This is a genomic window from Saccharibacillus brassicae, assembly GCF_006542275.1.
Classification (GTDB): Bacteria; Bacillota; Bacilli; order Paenibacillales; family Paenibacillaceae; genus Saccharibacillus; species Saccharibacillus brassicae.
The window spans coordinates 1973553-1994400 of sequence record NZ_CP041217.1 but is presented as its reverse complement, the minus strand read 5'-3'; the positions used below and the strand labels follow the sequence as shown (position 1 = coordinate 1994400).

The following is a 20848-nucleotide window of genomic DNA, read 5'->3' as shown; positions in this document are numbered from 1 at the left end:
TTGACACCCCATCCCAAATCCGCTACCATTACAACCGAGGATGGAATCATTAACCTTTTCCCGATTGGGAAAGGTTCGTTTTTTGTATACGGGAAATTTTAAGGTGGAATTCAAGGAGGTACACGCTTATGTCGCTTCAAGGACGGCGTTTATTTACGTCTGAATCCGTAACGGAAGGTCATCCGGACAAGATCTGCGATCAGATCTCCGATGCGGTTTTGGATGCGTTTTTGGTTAATGATCCGAATGCCCGGGTAGCTTGCGAAGTCGCTGTTGCGACGGGACTGGTACTCGTCATCGGCGAGATCAGCACGAAATCGGAATACGTGGACATTCCGGCCATCGTGCGTAACACGATCAAGGAAATCGGGTATACCCGTGCCAAATACGGGTTCGATTACAATACGTGCGCGGTGCTGACTTCGCTTAACGAACAGTCGGCTGACATTGCGCAGGGCGTCAATTCGGCGCTGGAGACACGCGATCCCGAGCAAATGAAGCTTGAAACGGAAAACATCGGTGCCGGCGACCAGGGACTCATGTTCGGCTTCGCGTCGAATGAGACGCCGGAACTGATGCCGCTTCCGATCGCGCTGTCGCATCGCATTGCTCGCCGCTTGGCGGAAGTTCGCAAGAACGGAACGCTCGAATACCTGCGGCCCGACGGCAAAACGCAGGTGACGATCGAATATGACGGCGATACGCCGGTTCGTGTCGATGCGATTGTCGTCTCCACGCAGCATGCCGAAGAAATCACGTTGGAGCAAATTCAGCGCGATATCAAAGAACATGTTATTCTGCCGGTTGTACCGGCCGAACTGCTGGACGACGCCACCCAATACTTCATCAATCCGACCGGGCGTTTCGTGATCGGAGGCCCGCAGGGAGACGCAGGACTGACGGGACGTAAGATCATCGTCGATACGTACGGCGGTTATGCACGCCACGGCGGCGGCGCTTTCTCGGGCAAAGATCCGACCAAAGTCGACCGTTCCGCGGCTTATGCGGCCCGTTACGTAGCCAAGAACCTGGTAGCCGCCGGGTTGGCCGACAAATGCGAGATTCAGCTGGCGTATGCGATCGGCGTAGCCAACCCGGTTTCGATCAGTATCGATACGTACGGAACCGGTACGGTCAGCGAAGAGACGCTTGTGAAGCTTGTGCGCAAGAACTTCGATCTGCGCCCGACTGGCATCATTCGCATGCTGGATCTGCGCCGCCCGCTGTACAAGCAAACGGCAGCCTACGGCCACTTCGGACGTACGGACATCGATCTGCCTTGGGAACGTACGGACAAAGCGGAAGATCTCAAAAGCCAGGCAGGCGTCTCTTAAAGGTTCGTTTTCCTGTTCGTTTACAGCGGTCATTACGTGAAAAAGGGTCTCCTTCGGGAGGCCCTTTTTGCGCTGCATCCCTCCACGTCCGCGGGCTGCTTGGCTAATCATTTTCTTGCTCTCTTCCGATATAGAAAAAGACGGTCTGTTACGGATTTCGGAAGGAGAGATGTACGAATGAAAAATAAAATCGCATTGGCCATGGCTTCCTTGATGATGATCAATCTGCTTGCGCCCGCCGCATGGGAAACGATGGGTGGAGCGCAAAGCTCGAATATCGCGGCCGCTGCCGAGGCGGAAGCGACCGCTTCCGTTCAAGTGTATTCGCCCGCCGTCAAAGCGCCCAACGTGTCTTTGACACCCGGGTTTTTGCTGACTTTTGATCGTGCGGTCAAGTTGGCCGAAGGGGCAGCGGACAAAACTTTCGTGTTGAAAAAACAAAGCGATAACACGACGGTACGCACAATCAGAGGCAGAGAACTTCAATTTCAAACCGAAGGGACTCAAGTGGTGCTTCCAAGCGATCAGCTCAAGCTTGAGCCCAACACCGGCTACTATATTTTGGCCGATGCGGGCATACTGTCTCCGGTTCTGAAAGATACGGAGATTCAGCAGGGCGTTTCCGCCAAAGTCTGGACGGGCATTACGAGCGCAATCACCTGGACGTTCAAAACGGGGGCGGAAGCCGATACGACCGATCCCGAATTGACCGCAACGAGCCCGTCGAACGACGAGATCGGAGTGAAAAGCGGCTTCAAAATGGGGTTGGCTTTTTCGGAAGCCGTTGCCGCGGCAGAAGGCGATATTGTCTTGACGCAAGAAGATCCGGCGCTGCCGGATAACAAAGCGATTCTTAAAATTCCCGTTCTCTCGGAAAAGGTAAGCGGATTGGGTACGGCTAACGTATCGATCAAACCGGATGCGGAATTTTTGAAGCCCGGCGTTCGATATCGGGCGCATGTCGATGCCAACGTGTTTGCGGACATGTCGGGACGATTCTACGCCAAGGCGATCGACTGGACGTTCCGAACCGAGTCGGCGAACAACGTGGCACCGACGATTTTAACGCAAAATCCGCAGAACGGCTTGTCGGGAGCAGGGACGGACGGAACGTTGTCGATTCGGTTCAGCGAGCCGGTCGTACCGAATAAAGGGACCGAAGCTTTGCCAAACAAAGGCGGCGTCTCGATTTATCGGCTGAACGACGGTAAACTCATTCAGACGCTGACGCCAAGCGAATTCAAAATGGACAGCGAGACGGGTGCGCAGGCGTCCGCTTCTTACAAAGGACTGGAACGCGGCACGACTTATTATGTACTGGCCGATGCCGACCTGTTCCGCGATTTGGACGGCACGCCGTTCGCCGGCATTCCGACTTCCCGGACGTGGACGTTTACGACGACGGGAGACGCTTTGGCTTTGTCCGCAATGACTCCTCAGACCGGGACGACAGGCGTGACGGCCGGCTCCAACCTGCAGCTGACGTTCAGCCGTAACGTGTATCCGAACAGCGGCACGGGAAGCCTTCGAATCGTCAGAAACGACGGAGTCACGGATACCGTGACGCTGGGCTCCGGACGCATTACCGGCGGCGGAACGAAGACGATGACCATTACGCCGGCGACGCCGCTTGTGAGCGGGTATACGTATACGGTGGAAGTTCCGGCCGGCCTGTTCGGAGATTCGGAAGGCAACGTCTATCCGAAAGCCGGACAGCCTCTGACTTGGAGCTTTTCGACGATGGCGGATACGGGACTGCTGCAAATGTCCAGCCTGTATCCGACCGATCGCAGTACGAGCGTCCCTACCGATGCCAAGCCGACTATCCGCTTCAACCGAAACGTGGCTTTGAGCGGCACGGGGATTACGTTGTATCGCAGCGGAGGAGCGAAGGTCGAAGCGGAAGCTGTCGTCAATCCCGCCAACGCGGCGGAAGTCATCCTCACGCCCAAAGAGAAACTTGCGCCGGGAACGTTCTATTACGTCGACTTGGAAAATGGTGCGGTCAGAGATCGGGTGAATACCGGGATTGCTTTTGCCGGGATCAAAGGGAGCACGTCGTGGAGCTTCCAGACGTCTTCTTCCGACAGCACGCTGCCGGTCATCCAAAGTGCCAAAATGGACAGCCCTACATTGATTCGTCTCGCCTACAACAAGTCGCTGAACGTGTCGCAGACGCCTCTGCTGGCCAGTTACACCGTATGGGTGAACGGAGAGAAGCGTGTGCCGGGCAGCGCGTATATTAGCGGAGACAGCGTGTATATCCGTTTGGATACGGGAATTGCGGTCGGCCAGGACGTGAAAGTGTCTTACGATCCCGGAGTCCGTCCGCTGATCGATTATAACGCGAACGCGGCCGCTTCCCTGTCTTCTTACGCGGTAACGAACGGGATCGACAGCGCCATGCCTAAGCCAAAAGAAGGCAACGTATACGGCAGCATGATTACGTTGATTTTCGAGAACGGCGTTAAAGCGCCTACGTCGCAAGCCGCAAGGCAGTTTACGGTAACGGCAGGCGGACGCAGCTATGAGGTTCGTTCGCTCAGCAGCAGTGCCCAGGCGCTTCTGCTGTATCTGGATGCGGCAGTGCCGGACGGAGCCGTCGTAAAAGTGAACTACACGCCTGCCGGATATCCGCTGCAGGACGTGCTGGGTCAAAATATCTCCGCCTTTTCCGACTTCAGCATTCGAAACCTGATGGATACCCGTCCGCCGGAGTTCGTGAATGCGGAACTTGCCGGCACGGAGTTGGTCCTGAATTACAACGAGACGCTCAGAACGGACGCGCTGCCGACCAACAGCCAATTTTCGGTACTGTCGGGCGGCAACCCGGTATATGTGAACGGAGTCAAAGTTACGGGCAGCCAGGTTCGCTTGACGCTTGCTTCTTCCTTGATCGCAAACGGAAATATCACGGTATCGTATGTTCCGGGGACGTTGAAGCTGGCCGACCTTAACGCCAACGCCGCCGGTTACCTGAATCTCCAACCGGTCGATGCGGCTTCCGGCACCAGCGGAATTCGTACGGCGAGCGGGAATGCGGGACAGGTCGCGGTAACGTTCACCGGTTCCCTGCTTACGCCGGCAGAAGCGGCTTACAAGCAGTTTTCGGTTACGGCGGACAACAACGCACTGGAAGTGACTTCGGCTTCGTTCGCGGGCAGCACCCTGACGCTCAAACTCGGAACCGAATTAAAAGCCGGGCAAGTCGTTATGTTGTCCTATATGCCGGGCGGAACACCGCTCAAGAACGTATCGGGAACACCGGTCATCGGCTTCAACCGCATGCCGGTACAAAACGTCACCGGAACGACGAAGGCGACAGATCCGGCGACTACGCCCGCAGCGGACGGATCGATTCTACCGGCATCCGAATTCGGCAAGGAAATGACGATTCTTGCGCGCTCTGCGGCCGTTTCGTCCGATGCGACTTCGGCGCTCAATACGAATACGCACCGGTATACGCTTAATGCGGCCGAGCTGCAAAAAGCGTTGGATGCCGCTTTTGCGCGCAGCTCCAAAAACGGCGCCGTCGTTTTTGAAGTACCCGACGCGGAAACGGCCGGAGTCGTCGCGATTCCGATCCAGCCATTGAAAGACGCTTACGCCAAACACGATGGCCTGTCGTTTACGGTTCGGCACAAAGACATCGCCTACGAACTGCCGCTGGCTTCGCTGGCCGGCGTATCCGGCGGAAGCGATGCACAGCTGAACGTACAGCTTGAGACGGTGCCTGCGGCCTCGCTCGGTCGCACCATCACCATGCTGAGCGATGCGGACGCGCAAATGCTGACCGGTCCCGTCGATATTCGAACTTCCGTCAGTCCGTCGGGCAGTGCCCAATCTTCCGGCCAAAACGTTGACCTGCTGGGCACGTACCGGCTGAAGCTGAACGTGAACGCTCCGGCCTCGCGGACGTCCGTCGTCTATTTCGACGGCACGTCGACCTCCCCGTCTTTTGTGCCGACCAAAACGAATGCACAATCCGCGGGCATGCTGTTGACCGGGGATTTCACGGGCGGACGTACGCTGATTCCGGTCAATTCGACCCGCACGGTCAGCGGAGCAGCCGGACATTGGTCGCAGGACACGGTTAACGAACTGGGCGCCAAATATGTGCTGAGTCCGACTTTGTTCAATGCGTTCGCTCCAAAAGCCAACATGACGCGCGGCGAGTTTGCCGAACTCATCTCGCGCGGCTTCGGATTAAGTTCCGACGCCGCGGCTGCGGCCGCTTTTAGCGATATCGGATACAGCAAAGTGCCGATCGGATCGATCGGTGCCGCCGTCAAGGCAGGCATCATTAACGGAAATACCGACGGTACGTTCCGACCGAATGATTCGATCACGCGCGAGCAGATGGCGATCATGATGGTCCGGGCGTTGAATTATACGGGAACCGAGCTGACGCTTGACGGCAGCGCAAGCCAGGTATTGTCCTCTTTCAAAGACAAAGCCAAGATCAAATTCGTTGACGAAGCCGCCAAAGCGGTACAAGCCGGCGTCATTCAAGGAGCGAGCGGCGGTAAATTTAATCCGCAGGGCAGCGCGACCAAAGCGGAAGCGGCGACGATGCTGCAGCGCGTTCTCCAAAAATCGGGATATTTGAACTAAATTCCTGCCTAAATCAAAAGTCCCAAGCATTTTCTTCTTCTTCAACCAAACTTTATACACGTGTAAACAAAAGCGATCATTTCTTCGGATTATTTGAGGAAATGATCGCTTTTTCTCTTTTCATTTTGCTGAAGTAAGGTAAAATTAGTTATTGTGATTTCTTTTTTGTCGAATTTGCAGGAACTTTTTTACGCCGTTTCAGTCTATTAGAATAGTGGCGTATATAGGTCTACACTACACAGTCGTACATACGCGAACGAATCTGCACAGATAGGGAGCGAAACTCAACCTCATGAACAAGCAGGGCAGCAAAACGTTGAAAACGAGCCGAAAGTGGATGATCGCCGCGCTGGCCGGAGCCTTGATCGTACAACCGCTGGCCGTACCGGGCTGGGGAGCGCTGACAGGTACGTACACCGCTTCCGCGGCGGCAGCCGTGTCGATCGAGAAGGCGTCGGAAGAGATCATTACGTCGGGCGCCAAACTGATGACCTATAAATATTCCGTACCCCGCTCGGGCAAAACGGCTTCGGGACTGGCGGACGTGATCCAGGTGGATCTGAAAAACCCGTACGTGAAAATGGATGTCATGACCGGACGCGGCGGCAAGTTTACCACGCTTCAGACCGTCAGCGGCATGGCCAAAGAAACCGGTGCGGTAGCCGGCGTCAACGGGGATTACTTCAACACGGCGGCGGAAGGGGCTCCGATGGGCGCGCAGGTATCGAACGGCGTCCTGATGTCCAGCCCGTCGGATCTCAAAGGCATGTACGCGTTCGGCGTGACGAAGGACCGCAAACCGGTGATCGACCAATACGATTTTGCGGGCACGGTCACAGCGAACGGCGGGCAGCCGTTTGAACTGTCCGGCATCAATTTGGTCTCGTATTCGACAGAGTCGGGCAAAACCTACAGCCACGTGGACGCGATGTACATGTACACGGAAGCGTGGGGCAACGCGGAACGTCCGAAGAACAGCGCGACGATTCCGTCCGAAGCGCTCGTGCAAGACGGCGTCGTGACGAAAGTCTCGCTCGGCAAAGCGCTGGAAGGCACCGTCCCGGCAGGCGGCTACATTTTGCGAGCGCACGGAACGGCGGCGGCGTATCTCAAAGCGAATCTGACCGTCGGCGCCAAAGTCCAGACCGATTACAGCCTCGTGTCCAAAACGAACGGGCAAAAGCTCGATCCGAATTCGCTGGAAGTGATGATCGGCGGGCATACCATTCTGGTCGATAACGGCAAAGCGTCTTCGTTTTCCCGCAATGTCGATTCGATCGGCGGATACCGCGCACGGACGGCGCTCGGCTACTCCCAGAGCGGACAGTACGCGTATATCGTGACGGTGCAGGACAACGACGGCAGCAGCGGCATGTCGCTGACCGAGCTTCAGGGACTGATGACGAGTCTCGGTATCTGGAAAGGCATGAACCTCGACGGAGGCGGATCGACGACGATGGTGACGCGTCCGCTCGGCGAAGAGCAGGCGCAGCTGACGTTCACGACCGAATACGGCGGAGAGGTGCAGCGCAGCGTCGTCAACGGGCTCGGCGTCTATACGACGGCTCCGGCAGGCCAGTTGAAAGGCTTCGCGGTCAGCGGCAAAAAGCAGTTGCTGATCGGCGAGAGCGCAAGTTACAGCGTCAAAGGGTACGATACCTACTATAATCCGATCGCCGCGTCGAGCATCAATCCGGCGTGGAAATCGAGCAATGCGAACGTCGCGGTCAGCGGAAGCACGTTTACGGCGAAAAAAGCGGGCACATCGACGATTACGGCCACAAGCGGCGGAGTGACTTCCACTTTGCAGGTCGAAGTCGTGGGCGCGGATTCGTTGTCGGCGCTGAATCTCGGCACGGTCTCGGCTCCGCTCAAGGCAGGCACGACGATTCCGCTGCCGGCAACGGCGACGCTGAAGTCCGGCGCTACGGTCAGCATCGATCCTTCGGCGCTGCAGTGGGAGTTCGTCGGGTTCAAAGGCAGCATCAAAGACGGGGCATTGAACGTGACTTCGGTCGATGCCGGAACCAAAGTCGGCTATGCGATCGCAAGCTACGAAGGGTTCAAAAGCATGCTGACGCTGGCGGACGTTCAGGAGAACAGTTGGGAAAACTTCGAGAACGTTACCTACGGATTGGGCTTTACCGGCAGTCCGTCGGCGGTGACCGGCAGCGCGCAGATCAAAGCGGGGAGCGGCACGCATGCCAACTCCAAAGTGCTGCGGATCGACTACGATACGACGGGAGGCACGGGCAACAAGTACGCCTACGCCAATCTGAACGGTTCGTCCGGCAAAACGCTATCATCGGGCGCAGGTTCGATGAGTCTCGACGTATTGGGCGATAACAGTTACAATTGGCTACGTGCCGAAGTTGTCGGCGCCGACGGCAAAACCGTCTACGTCGACCTGGCCAAAAGCCTGAACTTTACCGGTTGGAAAACACTGACCGTCAACTTGAACCAATACGGCAGCATCGCGTATCCGGCCAAGTTGAAACGGATTTACGTGGTGAATCTGGCAGAAGGACAAGACGAACGTTCGGCCAGCGGCTTCGTGGAAATCGATAATATCAAAACGATGTCCACGGCTTCCGCGGGCTCGCTGGACCTTCCGTCCGGTGTAACCGCGAAGATGACCGTCGGTTCGAAAACGCTGCTCACGAACGGAACTTCCAGCACAATGGATGCGGCTCCGGTCGTGCAGGGCGGCGTCACCTATCTGCCGGTCAAATATATCACCGATGCGTTCGGAGGAACGTCGGGCTGGGAAGCGAAGACCGGTTCGATTGCCGTTCGGCGCGGCGATCAACTGCTTGTACTGAATTTGAATAAAAAGGACTATATCCTCAACGGAAAACGCAAAACGGCCGAAGCGGCGACGATAAGTATCTCTAATAGGACTTTAGTCCCTGTTAGACTTGTTTCCGAGCAGCTCGGATTGTCCGTAAAATGGGAACAAAAAACGAAGACCGTGACTATCGAGTCATGATACGATAGGTTCTGAACGATCACCCTTACAATAGGAAGGCTAGCAAAAAGGTGAACGCCAGAAGAATGGAGTCGATTTTGCCCGTGGATTTCCAAGCGGATGCTTTAGACCGAGTCATCAAAAATGCCATTCAAGTCGTGGAAGACAGCAAGTATCAAATTTTTGAGATATTGGATCAGTCCCGCGCCGAACTCAACTCACTCACCGAAGAACTGCAGAAGGTCATCAAGGATACTTCGGACACCGCCGACAAAGTCGACGATCTCGAAGGTAAATTCCGTCTTTCCCGTATCCGGCTCACGGAAGTGAGCCGGGATTTCGTAAAATATACGGAGAATGATATTCGGCAGGCTTATGAACGGGCGACGCAGTTTCAGTTGGAGCTTTCGGTGTATCGGGAGAAAGAAGCTTATTTGAGAGCCAGGCGCGATGAGCTTCAGCTTCGTGTGCGCAATTCGATGAACGCGATCGAGCGCGCCGAGACGCTGGGCTCGCAGATGAGCGTCGTCACCGAATACTTGTCCGGCGGAGAAGTCGGTCAGGCGACCAAAATGCTGGAATCCGCCAAAACCCGTCAGATGGTCGGCCTGAAAATCATTCTGGCTCAGGAAGAAGAACGCAAACGCATTTCCAGGGAAATTCATGACGGTCCGGCGCAACTAATGGCTAATATGGCGCTCCGGACCGAAATCGTCGAGCGCATGCTGAGCAAAAAAGATTACGGCCGCGTTCAAGAAGAAGTGGCGGATCTCAAAAAGCAGGTACGTTACAGCCTGGAAGAGATCCGCAAAGTTATTTTTAACCTCCGTCCCATGGCGCTTGACGACCTCGGATTGATTCCGACGCTTCGCAAGTACACGCGCGATTACGAGGATAAGAACCGGATTCGTACCGTATTCGAGACGAGGGGCAAAGAGTATCGGCTCTCTTCCGCAATGGAGGCTGCCGTCTTCCGTTTGATTCAGGAGGCGCTCACCAATGCGGCCAAGCACGGGGACCCGACTCATGTCGTCGTCGAGATCGCCTACCAGACGCAGCTTGTCAAAATCTCGATTCGGGATAACGGGCGCGGTTTTAACACGGAAATCTTGGAGCAAAAGGCGAATCAGCATGTGCACTTCGGTCTGATTGGAATGCGGGAAAGAGTCGAGCTGCTTGAGGGAAGAATGGAGATCGAATCAGCCGAGAATCAAGGAACTAAAATCGTGATCCATATCCCGACGAATGTAGAAAATGGAAAGGGGTATGAAGATGGAGAGCATGAACTCGGAACAAATTAAAATTAAAGTGCTTTTGGCTGACGATCACCAGTTGTTCCGTGAGGGATTGAAAAGGATTTTGAACATGGAGGACGACATCGAGGTCATCGGGGAGTGCAGCGACGGCATTCAGGTGCTGGAATTTTGCAATTCCCTCAAACCCGACGTCATCCTGATGGACATCAACATGCCCAACGAGAACGGCGTGGAAGCGACGGCGAAACTCCGCGAGATTTTTCCGGATATCAAAGTCATCATGCTGTCGATTCATGACGATGAAAGCTATGTCTTCGAGACGCTTCGCAAGGGAGCAAGCGGCTATCTCTTGAAAGACATGGAAGCGGAATCGCTGATCAACGCAATCCGCAGCGTAGCGGCCGGCCACGCCTATATTCATCCCAAAGTGACGGGCAAACTGATTCAACAGCTGCAGCGCATGACGTTCGTCAACGAGCGCGGCGCGATGTTCGAAAGCACGCAGAACGAGGAAGCCGGCGTCAAGTTCATCGGCGGGGAAGACAATCCGCTGACGCGCCGCGAAGCGGAAGTGCTGCGTCTCATGTCGGAAGGCAAGAGCAACAAGGCGATCGGCGAGTTCCTGTTTATCAGCGAGAAAACGGTCAAGAACCATGTCAGCAGCATTTTGCAAAAGATGGAAGTCGAAGACCGTACGCAGGCCGTAATCAATGCGATCAAAATGGGCTGGGTTACGCTGTAAGTTAGACGATTCGCGAAGGCAGGAAGACGCATTTTTATTTCATGAGCGAAAGTAGGGAATTGATAGAACTTGGAAAAGGTTAGTAAGTGAACAAAATAACGTAAAATCCGAAACGGTCCCAGACCGGTCGGAAGGAATGAAGCACACTCCTTATACGCTCCCAAGAGCGAAAAGGGTGTGCTTTTTTTGTGGAATTTTCTAAAAAATTTGGTGGGAGGCCTGAACATGAAAGCTTCATTGTATGCGGCGGGAGACGGGCACGAGAGAAAATTATATCTATCGCTAGATTTGAAAGCGGACTTTCTGTGGTGGGGAGAGTTGGGCGCCGCGGGATACGGCAAGGCCGGCTCGCTGCCTATGCAATTGGTTTCTTCCGGCATGCCGCTGCAGTGGGCCGCGCGGCTGAGCGGGAAAACCGTGCCCGAATCGGCGGACCGTTGGAGTCACCGGGAGTGGGAGCGGTATATTCGCCGGTGGCTCGCACCTGAGCTTGCGGCCGAAGCCCCCCATTCGATCGCTTCGCTGCTCGGGATGGAGGAGGAGGCGGCGGACTGCCGGAGCGCGGGGCAAAGCTGGACAGGAGCGGCAGGACGGGAACCGGGCGAGCCCGACATCGATCAACTGGAAAAGAAACAGCGTTTGAACGAGCAGGCCACCGTACTCGGAGAACTGCTGGAAGGCCGGTCGCTGCTCGGCCGCGAACTGCTTGCGATGATTCGCGAGATCGCCCCGGAGCTGGAACGCGATTGGAAAGCGATCGTGCAGTGGGCGTATTTGCAGGGACGGCTCACCTTATCGGGCGCGGTGGAGAAGACCGCGGGAGCCGGCCCAAGTCGGCTTTTCGGCCGACTGAACGGGCAAGCGCGCATGTGCGGCTTGTCCGGCGGCCGCTTCGCCGCCGCGGCCCGCGCCGCGCATCGCTGCGTGCGCTGCGGCAGCGAAGCTGCGGGCGGCCCCTGCGCCGCCTGCGGCTCGGCGGACTGCGCACGCTGCGAAGCGTGCCGTGCGCTCGGGCGCAGCCGCTCCTGCGAGCCGCTGCTGCAGAGCCTGCCGCGCGCGCCGCGCCGCGGCGGGCAGGGCGGCCCGGGCGCTGCGCCGCCCGGGCCCGGGCTTCCGGCCGATGCGGAGCCGGAAGCCGCCCTGCGCGCGAGACTCGCGCGCTGGAAGCTCAGCCCGGCGCAGACGGCCGCGTCTGAGCTTGCGGTCCGGTTCCTCGAAGCGGAACCGGGACCTGCGCGGCCCGGCAGGGCCGGGCGCGAACCGCGTGCGCCGCGCCGCGTGCCGCACGCTTCGGCGCCGCCGCCCCGGCGAGCCGGCGCCCTGCGGCTCGCCGCCACCGCCATGCTTGGCGCGGCCTGGCCCGGCGCGCGGCCGGACACGTCCGGCTATGCCGCGGCCGATCCGGCCAGCCGCTTTCTGCTCTGGGCGGTGACAGGCGCCGGCAAGACGGAAATGCTGTTTCCGCTGATCGAGAGCGCGCTGCGCCGCGGAGGGCGCGTATTGGTCGCGACTCCGCGGCGCGACGTCGTGCTGGAACTTGCGCCCCGATTGCGCAGGGCTTTCCCGCACGAGCCGCTGACGGCTTTGTATGGGGGCAGCGAAGAACGCTGGCAGAGAGGTCGGATCACGCTTGCGACGACCCATCAGCTGCTGCGATTCGCGCGGGCGTTCGATCTGGTCGTGATCGACGAATTGGACGCTTTTCCTTTTCACGGCGATCCGATGCTGTCCTATGCCGCCGAGACCTGCCGGACAGACGGCGGCAGGACCGTTTACCTGTCCGCCACGCCGCCGCGCGGCATGCTGGCGCTCGTCCGCCGCGGCCGGCTGGCCTGCGCCAAAGTGCCTGTGCGCTACCATCGGCATCCGCTGCCTGTGCCGGAACCGCTGCGTATGCTTTCGCTTGCGGAGTGTCTGCGCCGGGGCCGCCTGCCGGACGCTTTGCTGCGCAGATGCGGGCAATCGCTGCGCCGGGGTGCCCAACTTTTCGTTTTTGTTCCGAAAATTGTGTACGCCGAACGTCTGGCCGCCCTGCTGCGCCGAGCTTTTCCGGGCATAGCAGTCGGCGCCACTTCTTCGCAAGACGGAAAGCGCGGCGACAAAGTGCTGTCTTTTCGCTCCGCCGAGTTCCGGATTTTGGTCACGACGACCATTTTGGAACGCGGCGTGACCGTTCCCCGCAGCGACGTCTATATTCTGGATGCGGACAGCCGATTGTTCGACGAAGCTTCTCTCGTACAGATGGCCGGTCGCGCGGGCCGGTCGGCCGAAGATCCGTCGGGCCGCGTCGTGTTCGCTTCCGCGCAGCATACGGCTGCCCAGGCGGGAGCGCGCCGCCAGATCCGCCGGATGAACAGATGGGCCAAGCCTTTTCTGCTGACCGCCCCCGGCGAAGACCCCAGTCCTGTTCGTTCGCCCGGAGAGCCAAGACGATGAACGGATTCCCGAATCCCTCTGCCACTCTGCGCCGTCTGCTGTCTCCGCGGCTCGACACCTGCCTGGCCTGCGGCCGTCCCGCTCTTTTGGGTGCGTCGCTGCCGCTGCTGTGTCGGCGCTGCGCCGCCCTCGTGCCGTGGATCACGGAGCCCCGCTGCCTCGTCTGCGGGCGGGCGCAGGGCTGTCCCGATTGTCTGCGCCCCGATGCGGCCCGCCGGGCCTTTACGCTGAATCGCAGCGCGGCGCTGTATGACAAGACGATGCGGGAATGGATCGCCGCGTACAAATACGGCGGACAGGAGCTGTTCGCCGAACCGTTCTCGCTCATGCTGGAACAGGCGTACCGCCGGATGCGCAGCGAGTTGTCGGCGCGAAGCGAAGCGGACTCGGCGCATGCGGACAGGACAGTGATCGAGAAGCGGCTGCTTTCCCGTTTTCGGCATGCTTTCCGCTCCGATGCCTGGAGTGCGGACTGCGTCACATGGGTCCCGGTCAGCGCGGAGCGGCTGGAGGAACGGGGCTTTAATCAGGCGGAGCGGATGGCGCGCCGTTTGGCGAAGCATATGCGGCTGCCGGCCCACGAACTGCTTGCGCGTACACGGCATACCGGCAAACAGAGTTTCAAGACGCGGGCGCAGCGGCTGCATAATCTGAACGGCGCTTTTTGCCCCGCTCCTAATTTGGACCCCCGGATCTTTAAGGAATGGGACCTTATAGGAAGAACAAAACAACCCGGAGGGTCTTTTCCTATTCGAATCCTATTGATCGACGATATTTATACGACGGGAACGACCGCCGCCGTCTGCGCTTCGGCTTTGCAGAGACTGGAAGAACGTTCGGGACGCCCCGTTTCCGTCTACAGCCTGACGCTCGCCCGTTCGTAAAAGCGCTTGTAATCGCTCTGCTTTCGGTTAAAATGGGAGAAGCGGGATGCTTTTTAACGGAAAAGAGAACGATATCCGATATATAATTCGAGGTTTGTTTTTTTATAGGAACAACGAAAGACGAGGAGGCACTTCAAGATGAATTTGGCGAACTGTCCGCGCTGCGGCAAGGTTTTCGTGATGAATTACAAAGGAATCTGCGCCAACTGCGCAAAAGATATCGAGAACGAATACGAGGCCTGCGTCAAATATTTGCGCGATAACAAAGGCGCCCACATGCAGGAGTTGTCGGACGAGACCGGCGTCAGCATCCGGCAGATCACGACGTTTATCCGCGAAGGACGCATCTCCACCGCGAGCGCGCCCAACCTGAGCTACGAATGCGAAGTGTGCGGAACGTTTATCCGGGAAGGAAATATGTGCGATTCCTGCCGGACCAAGCTCGCCGGAGACCTGCGCCAGGCCGGCAAAGAGACCGCGCCCGTTCAGAAAAACAATTCGACCGGCGCCTACAAGGCGTTCGACCGCAACCGGCCGCTGTAAAATTCGTGCAGCTTTACCCAGCAATAGGAATAGCGAAACGGAAATAGCCCGAATTTACGCTTGACAATTTAATTTTTTTCTTTGAATAGCTCTAAACAATGTTTGAAGAGGCGCCGATAAACTTAGTATAAGCTTATCGGTGCTTTTTCCTAGCCAGCGAAAATACAAACCTTTAGGAGGTTGAATATATTATGAAGATCAACGAACCATCGAGAATCGGTGCCTTGAACCCTTACCAACGGACCCAAGAGACGCAGCGTACCGAAGAAACGAAGAAGACGGCGCGCAAGGACGAAGTTACGATTTCCACGGAGGCGATGGAGATGCTGCAAGCTGCCAACAAGCCGGCTGAAAGCGACCGCGCTGCACGTATTCAGGAATTGAAGCAGCAGGTATCTGCCGGAACTTATTCGGTGGACGCAAATAAAATTGCCGAGAAACTCTTACCTTTTCTTACGTAATGACCGATAAAGGTTATAACGGAATGGGGGACTTTTTCAGAAGCCCGGCAGGTCCGGAGCTTTTGGGGAAGTCCTCTTTTTAAATACAGAGCATTCAACTACAAATATATAAAGAAGACAGGTGAACGAACAGTGGCATTGAACCGACTGATTGAGATTTTGGAACAAATGGAAGCGGCGCACAAGCGGATGTTGGAACTTGGCGAACAGAAGAAGACGGCAATCATGGCAAACGACGTCGATCGTGTGATTGTCATCAACAACCAGGAGTCCAAGATCGTCAAAATGATCGGAGCACTGGACCAAGAGCGCACGGAAGCAGCTTTTTCTTTTATGCAGGCAATGGGAATCAAGTCAAATTTGAACCTCAAGCTCAGTGAACTTACCCGTCTGGTTTTTGATGTCGAGGACAAGGCTCGTCTGGTAGACGTTCAGCATAGACTTGCCACCATACTGCAGAAGCTCAAATCGCTCAACGACATTAACCAGCAGTTGACCGAGCAGTCGCTTACATTCATTAATCTTTCGATTGATCTGCTTGTCGGAACTCCGACAGACAGCCACACATATACGCATCCGGCCAGCACATCTACCGGTTATCGCAATCAAGGCTTCTATAATGCAAGAGGGTAAAAGGGGGATTAGCGAACAATATGGCATCTACATTTCATGGAATCGAGACGGCGCGTCGCAGCTTGATGACTCAAAGAACGGCACTGGATACGACAGGACATAACATTGCGAACGCAAATACGGAAGGGTATACGCGTCAGCGCGTTAACATGCAAGCGTCCATTCCTATGGAAGCCTATGGTGCAATGCGTTCGCTTAACCCCGGACAGCTGGGTACCGGCGTGGAATTTACAAGCATTACTCGGATTCGCGAAAGTTATTTGGATACGCAGTTCCGGAGCGAGAACAGCTCTTTGGGAACGCTGACAACTCAAGCGGATGCTCTAAGCAAACTGGAAGGGATCGTTAACGAGCCTTCCGACACCGGTTTACGTACGGTAATGGACAAGTTTTGGAAATCCGTATCGGATTTAAGCAAAGATACGGAGAGCATGACCGCGCGGAAAGTAGTCAAAGAGGCCGCTCTTGCTCTGACGGATACGTTTAATCATACGTCCAAACAACTCAGCGACATGAATGCGGATCTCACCTCGAATATCGCACTCAAAGGAAAAGAGCTTCAGTCCAACATCGATTCGATCGCGGATCTGAATCGATCGATTTCGCGAATCGAAAGTCTGGGCGACAATGCCAACGATCTCCGCGACCAGAGAGATTTGCTGACCGATAAACTTTCCAAGCTCGTAAATATTACGGTCACGGATACGGATGCCGGTTACAACATCAGTATGGGCGGGCAAGCTCTTGTAAACGGTACGACGGCTACGCAGCTTCCTGTAGACCAGCCTGCGGCCAAAGGGAGTGCGCTGGAGACGATTCTGAGTACGGCAACCGGCGGCGAAATTCACGGGATGTTCCTGGGTCGTGACAAATATACGGCCGATTACCAGGTTCAATTGGACCAAATTGCAAATACGTTGGCTAACGGAAACGTAGATGTCACTTTCCCGGCCGGTTCTTCTTTCCCTGAGGGCACCATGTTATCCAAAGAAGTCGTGCTCTCAAACGGTGCAACACTCCCTGCAAATACGGCTTTCCCAAAAGGCGCATCTTTAAAAGACGACAGTACGTTAACGGTAGCAGGTATTAACGGATTGCAGCAAATGGGCTTGACTACGGACGGTAGTTCACAGCGGGGAGTTCCTCTTTTCGTAAGTACGGGCGGAGGAACGACGATCACAGCATCTTCGATTGCTCTCAATTCCGTCATTGCCAACAATCCCGACAAGCTGGCTTCTTCAATTCGTACCGATGCTAGCGGAAATGCGATCAAAGGCAATAATGGGCTAGCTTTAATCATGGCAGATTTGAAAAATAGCAAATTTACTGTTACAGATGCCGCCGGAAATACCACGAATGCCACAATCGGCGATCGTTACAGCGGAATGGTAGGTCAACTTGGTATTCAAGCGCAGGAAGCTAATCGCAAAATGGCAAATGCAGAATCGTTGAAGACCCAGGTCGATACGAATCGCCAGTCGGTCAGCGGGGTATCGCAGGACGAAGAAATGACGAATTTGGTCAAATTCCAACAAGCGTATAACGCTTCGGCCCGTTTTATGACCACCTATGATGAGATGCTCGATAAATTGATTAACGGTACGGGAACAGTCGGAAGATAAAATCGAAATAAGAAGGGAGTCGTCATAATTATGAGAGTAACGTCAGGGATGATGAGCAATCACTTATTGAATAACCTGAATCGAACAGCATCGAAAATGAATGATACCCAGCTTCAAATGACAACAGGCATGAAGATTAACAAGCCTTCCGATGATCCGACAGGCATCACTTATTCGCTGCGGTATCGGCAAGAGCTGTCTTCGAACGAACAGTATCAACGCAATACGGACAGTGCGTTATCGTGGTTAGGATTTAATGATGATGTGCTGACCGAAGTTAATTCCGTCATGCAGCGTGTGCGTGAATTGACCGTTCAAGCATCGACAGGAACCAATTCCCAAGAGTCGCATAACAGCATCCAGGCCGAAATCAAACAGCTCAAAGAGCAAATGATCGATGTCGGTAACAGCCAATTTAACGGCAAATACATTTTTAACGGCGAAACTTACGATCAAAAACCGTACGGGTTTGCCAAAGTAAATGGAGTTTCCGACACTTCGGCTGCTCGATCGCTTGTTTTGGATCAGGGTCAGGTTAAATATACGGTCGGCGCCGGGGTGCAAATGTCTATCAATACTTCGGGGAATACGGTATTCGGCGGCGATGAAGCCGATAACATGTTTGCTATTTTCAATAATCTTGAAGCGGCACTTGATAATGGTGACTTGAAAGCGATCGGTGCTCAGTTGGATATGATCGATTCGCGAACAAATAAGTTTGCTGTTGTTCATGCGGAAGTCGGTGCAAAAACGAATCGTCTTGAATTGATGGAGAACCGTCTTGGGAATTTGGAAACTAACTTGACCGAACTTCAATCCAAAACGGAAGACGCTGATTATGCAAAATTGATGATCAAGTCGAAGATCGAAGAAAGCGTCTATAATGCCTCCCTGTCTGTTGGAGCCAAAATTATCAGCACTTCCCTGGTTGATTTTATGAGATAAAGCCGCGGAAAGGTGGGTGCTTCCATGCCTTCTATTCCTCAAATTCAAATTAGGCAAACTCCGGCCAAGATTGGGATCGAAACGACGCGTGGACAGATGGAGATTCGTCAGCCCAAGCCGCAGATGCAGCAGGAAACTCAGGCTGCACAGCTGTCTATCGAGCAGTACAAACCTCAGCTGACCATTGACCAGAGCAAAGCTTTTGCAGCATATACGGGTGGGACGATGCGAGAACTGAATGATCGTCTTGTTTCGGGGTATCAGCAAAATTTTATGCAGGCTTTGGCTAAGCGTGTCGATGCGGGCAATCAATTGGCTGCCATTCATAAGCCGGGCAACACCATCGCAGAGATCTATGGAACAGACAACAAGGCGCTGCCGATACCGGAATCTCGAGGACCGGCTTCAATGGGAAATGTACAAATTCGTTTCGAGACGCCACCGCCCAAAATCGATTTTAGAGCGGCTAAAGTAGACATTCGAATCGAGACACAGCCTGTAGAGATCAATTACACGGTAGGCAGTATCAACATGTATTTGCTTCAGAAGAACACGTTTGAGATTATTCCGCCTTCGATTGATACAATTGGATAAATGCCTTAACATGAGTCGTGACACGCAATAGATTGTGGTGCCCGGCTTTTTTTTATTCTATAATCGCAATACAGGATTTTTAATCGAGAAATCGAGGAGTGATCGGATTGATTATCGAGACAGCCACTTTGGGCAGTACAGAAATTACGGTAGAGCAGATCTATCATTTTGAAAAAGGTATCCCTGGTTTCGACGAAGAAACAGAGTTTGCGCTTATTCCCGTAGAAGATAGTCCGTTTTTTCATTTCCAATCTCTAAAAGAGAAACATCTGTCTTTTTTGCTTGTCGATCCGTTCGTGTTTTTCCCGGAATATGAATTTGAACTTGGAAGTTCTGAAAAGGAAGCGTTGGGAATTCATTCAGATGTAGTCGTACGCAGCATAGTAACTTTGCATGAAGAAGTCGAGAAATCCACAATGAACATTTTGGCGCCAATCGTACTGAACCCAAAAAAACGCAAGGGTCTTCAAGTTGTTTTGCATAATTCTTCCTATCCTACCAAACATCTACTCTGGCCAAGTGAGCTGGAATCTGCTATAAACCCTGTCGAAGGAGGGGAATGATATGTTGGTGCTTTCCCGGAAAAAGGGAGAAACAATCGTAATTCAAGATAATATCGAAGTTACGGTGATTGCTGTAGAAGGCGAGACTGTGCGCATTGGCATACAGGCACCGAAACAAGTCGATATTTTTCGTAAAGAAGTCTATGAGTTGATTCAGCAATCCAATCGGGAATCCGCTGCTCCGGCTTCGCAAGACGTTGCACGTCTGATGAAGCATATGAAAAATAGCCCTAAAAAATGATTGGCAAAACTGAAATTTAGCTATAAACTTACAGGCTTTACATCCGATATATATAGTAAGCTGGTGGAGAGCTGAAAAGCTCAACGCCAGAACCACCACATGGATGTGGAATTAACCAACTTCAGGGAGGAACTACCACAATGATTATCAACCACAATATTTCGGCCATGAACACACACCGTCAGCTGAGCACCAACTCTGCGAACACTGCAAAATCGATCGAGAAACTGTCTTCGGGTCTTCGGATCAACCGTGCAGGCGACGACGCTGCCGGCCTGGCGATCTCCGAGAAAATGCGCGGTCAGATCCGCGGTCTGGATATGGCTTCGAAGAATGCTCAAGACGGCATCTCGCTGATCCAAACGGCGGAAGGCGCCCTGAACGAAACGCACAGCATTCTGCAGCGCGTACGCGAACTGTCGGTTCAATCGTCCAATGATACGAACACGAACGACGACCGTGCAGAACTGCAAAAAGAAGTAGCGGAACTGACGAAAGAAGTACAACGGATCTCGACAGATACCGAGTTCAACACGAAGAAATTGTTGGACGGTGCTGGAGTCAGCGGAGCGGTCCTGCATATCGGTGCCAACGCGAGCCAAGCGATCACGTTGAGCATTGCTAACATGGGTTCGGCTTCTCTGGGTATCGATACGGTGAACATCGCTACGCAAACCGGAGCCAATGCCGCTATCACGGCACTGGACGCAGCGATCAAGAGCGTGTCGGCCGAGCGTTCGAAACTGGGTGCGAACCAGAACCGTCTGGAGCACACAATCAACAACCTGGGCACGACGTCGGAGAACCTGTCGGCTGCGGAATCCCGTATCCGCGACGTCGACATGGCGAAAGAAATGATGAGCCAAACGAAGAGCAACATTCTGGCTCAAGCTTCGCAAGCGATGCTCGCGCAAGCGAACCAACAGCCGCAGGGCGTACTGCAGCTGCTTCGTTAATACTTCAACGCCAAAGCGGCTCTCCTTCGGGAGAGCTGCTTTTTTTTGGAATTCTT

Annotated in this window: 16 protein-coding genes; all 16 read left to right on the top strand. The window is 54.7% G+C overall.

Annotated features, from left to right (window positions below; translation table 11 throughout):
* The first annotated feature begins 128 nt into the window (after positions 1 to 128).
* The 16 genes from metK (at position 129) to FFV09_RS08310 (ending at position 20792) form a co-directional block, all read left to right on the top strand.
* Positions 129 to 1334 carry a methionine adenosyltransferase gene (gene metK / locus FFV09_RS08385; RefSeq protein WP_141447413.1) on the top strand — a complete coding sequence of 402 codons (1206 nt, stop codon included), beginning with the start codon at positions 129 to 131 and terminating at the stop codon, positions 1332 to 1334.
* Positions 1335 to 1511: 177 nt separating this feature from the next.
* Positions 1512 to 5948, top strand: a complete 4437-nt coding sequence (locus FFV09_RS08380) for an Ig-like domain-containing protein (protein ID WP_141447412.1) — start codon at positions 1512 to 1514, stop codon at positions 5946 to 5948.
* A 292-nt stretch (positions 5949 to 6240) separates the two neighbouring features.
* Complete coding sequence (locus FFV09_RS08375) at positions 6241 to 8937, top strand: stalk domain-containing protein (RefSeq protein WP_141447411.1); 2697 nt, start codon at positions 6241 to 6243, stop codon at positions 8935 to 8937.
* 83 nt (positions 8938 to 9020) lie between these two features.
* A complete protein-coding gene (locus tag FFV09_RS08370) occupies positions 9021 to 10217 on the top strand; it encodes a sensor histidine kinase (RefSeq protein ID WP_141450392.1) in 1197 nt (398 codons plus the stop codon).
* Positions 10189 to 10914 (top strand): response regulator, encoded by a 726-nt coding sequence (locus FFV09_RS08365; protein WP_141447410.1) that lies wholly within the window; start codon positions 10189 to 10191, stop codon positions 10912 to 10914. The genes FFV09_RS08370 and FFV09_RS08365 overlap by 29 nt, the downstream gene beginning before the upstream one ends.
* Before the next feature lie 225 nt (positions 10915 to 11139).
* On the top strand, positions 11140 to 13350 hold the full coding sequence (locus FFV09_RS08360; RefSeq protein WP_246098504.1) for an ATP-dependent helicase ComFA: 2211 nt from the start codon (positions 11140 to 11142) through the stop codon (positions 13348 to 13350).
* Positions 13347 to 14234 carry a ComFC family protein gene (locus FFV09_RS08355; protein ID WP_141447409.1) on the top strand — a complete coding sequence of 296 codons (888 nt, stop codon included), beginning with the start codon at positions 13347 to 13349 and terminating at the stop codon, positions 14232 to 14234. Before FFV09_RS08360 ends, FFV09_RS08355 begins: the two co-directional genes overlap by 4 nt.
* 138 nt (positions 14235 to 14372) lie before the next feature.
* Positions 14373 to 14777 (top strand): TIGR03826 family flagellar region protein, encoded by a 405-nt coding sequence (locus FFV09_RS08350; protein WP_141447408.1) that lies wholly within the window; start codon positions 14373 to 14375, stop codon positions 14775 to 14777.
* Between the two features lie 191 nt (positions 14778 to 14968).
* Entirely contained in the window at positions 14969 to 15238 is a 270-nt protein-coding gene (gene flgM / locus FFV09_RS08345) for a flagellar biosynthesis anti-sigma factor FlgM (RefSeq protein WP_141447407.1), read from the top strand.
* Positions 15239 to 15370: 132 nt separating this feature from the next.
* Positions 15371 to 15871, top strand: a complete 501-nt coding sequence (locus tag FFV09_RS08340) for a flagellar protein FlgN (RefSeq protein WP_141447406.1) — start codon at positions 15371 to 15373, stop codon at positions 15869 to 15871.
* A gap of 20 nt (positions 15872 to 15891) precedes the next feature.
* On the top strand, positions 15892 to 17493 hold the full coding sequence (flgK, locus tag FFV09_RS08335; protein ID WP_141447405.1) for a flagellar hook-associated protein FlgK: 1602 nt from the start codon (positions 15892 to 15894) through the stop codon (positions 17491 to 17493).
* Positions 17494 to 17523: 30 nt separating this feature from the next.
* Positions 17524 to 18438, top strand: coding sequence for a flagellar hook-associated protein FlgL (gene flgL, locus FFV09_RS08330; RefSeq protein WP_141447404.1), 915 nt, complete (start codon positions 17524 to 17526; stop codon positions 18436 to 18438).
* A gap of 24 nt (positions 18439 to 18462) precedes the next feature.
* Positions 18463 to 19032 carry a DUF6470 family protein gene (locus tag FFV09_RS08325; RefSeq protein WP_141447403.1) on the top strand — a complete coding sequence of 190 codons (570 nt, stop codon included), beginning with the start codon at positions 18463 to 18465 and terminating at the stop codon, positions 19030 to 19032.
* Between the two features lie 107 nt (positions 19033 to 19139).
* Complete coding sequence (fliW, locus tag FFV09_RS08320) at positions 19140 to 19595, top strand: flagellar assembly protein FliW (RefSeq protein WP_141447402.1); 456 nt, start codon at positions 19140 to 19142, stop codon at positions 19593 to 19595.
* Position 19596: 1 nt separating this feature from the next.
* Positions 19597 to 19836, top strand: coding sequence for a carbon storage regulator CsrA (csrA, locus tag FFV09_RS08315; protein WP_141447401.1), 240 nt, complete (start codon positions 19597 to 19599; stop codon positions 19834 to 19836).
* A gap of 140 nt (positions 19837 to 19976) precedes the next feature.
* Positions 19977 to 20792, top strand: coding sequence for a flagellin N-terminal helical domain-containing protein (locus FFV09_RS08310; protein ID WP_141447400.1), 816 nt, complete (start codon positions 19977 to 19979; stop codon positions 20790 to 20792).
* Positions 20793 to 20848: the final 56 nt, after the last annotated feature.

Excerpts from the sequence above, each read along its gene's own strand:
- FFV09_RS08350 (WP_141447408.1), top strand. The coding sequence starts at position 14,373 with ATGAATTTGGCGAACTGTCCGCGCTGCGGCAAGGTTTTCGTGATGAAT.
- FFV09_RS08365 (WP_141447410.1), top strand. The coding sequence starts at position 10,189 with ATGGAGAGCATGAACTCGGAACAAATTAAAATTAAAGTGCTTTTGGCT.
- FFV09_RS08325 (WP_141447403.1), top strand. The coding sequence starts at position 18,463 with ATGCCTTCTATTCCTCAAATTCAAATTAGGCAAACTCCGGCCAAGATT.
- flgK (WP_141447405.1), top strand. The coding sequence starts at position 15,892 with ATGGCATCTACATTTCATGGAATCGAGACGGCGCGTCGCAGCTTGATG.
- FFV09_RS08380 (WP_141447412.1), top strand. The coding sequence starts at position 1,512 with ATGAAAAATAAAATCGCATTGGCCATGGCTTCCTTGATGATGATCAAT.
- flgL (WP_141447404.1), top strand. The coding sequence starts at position 17,524 with ATGAGAGTAACGTCAGGGATGATGAGCAATCACTTATTGAATAACCTG.
- FFV09_RS08360 (WP_246098504.1), top strand. The coding sequence starts at position 11,140 with ATGAAAGCTTCATTGTATGCGGCGGGAGACGGGCACGAGAGAAAATTA.
- flgM (WP_141447407.1), top strand. The coding sequence starts at position 14,969 with ATGAAGATCAACGAACCATCGAGAATCGGTGCCTTGAACCCTTACCAA.
- metK (WP_141447413.1), top strand. The coding sequence starts at position 129 with ATGTCGCTTCAAGGACGGCGTTTATTTACGTCTGAATCCGTAACGGAA.
- FFV09_RS08375 (WP_141447411.1), top strand. The coding sequence starts at position 6,241 with ATGAACAAGCAGGGCAGCAAAACGTTGAAAACGAGCCGAAAGTGGATG.
- FFV09_RS08310 (WP_141447400.1), top strand. The coding sequence starts at position 19,977 with ATGATTATCAACCACAATATTTCGGCCATGAACACACACCGTCAGCTG.
- csrA (WP_141447401.1), top strand. The coding sequence starts at position 19,597 with ATGTTGGTGCTTTCCCGGAAAAAGGGAGAAACAATCGTAATTCAAGAT.
- FFV09_RS08355 (WP_141447409.1), top strand. The coding sequence starts at position 13,347 with ATGAACGGATTCCCGAATCCCTCTGCCACTCTGCGCCGTCTGCTGTCT.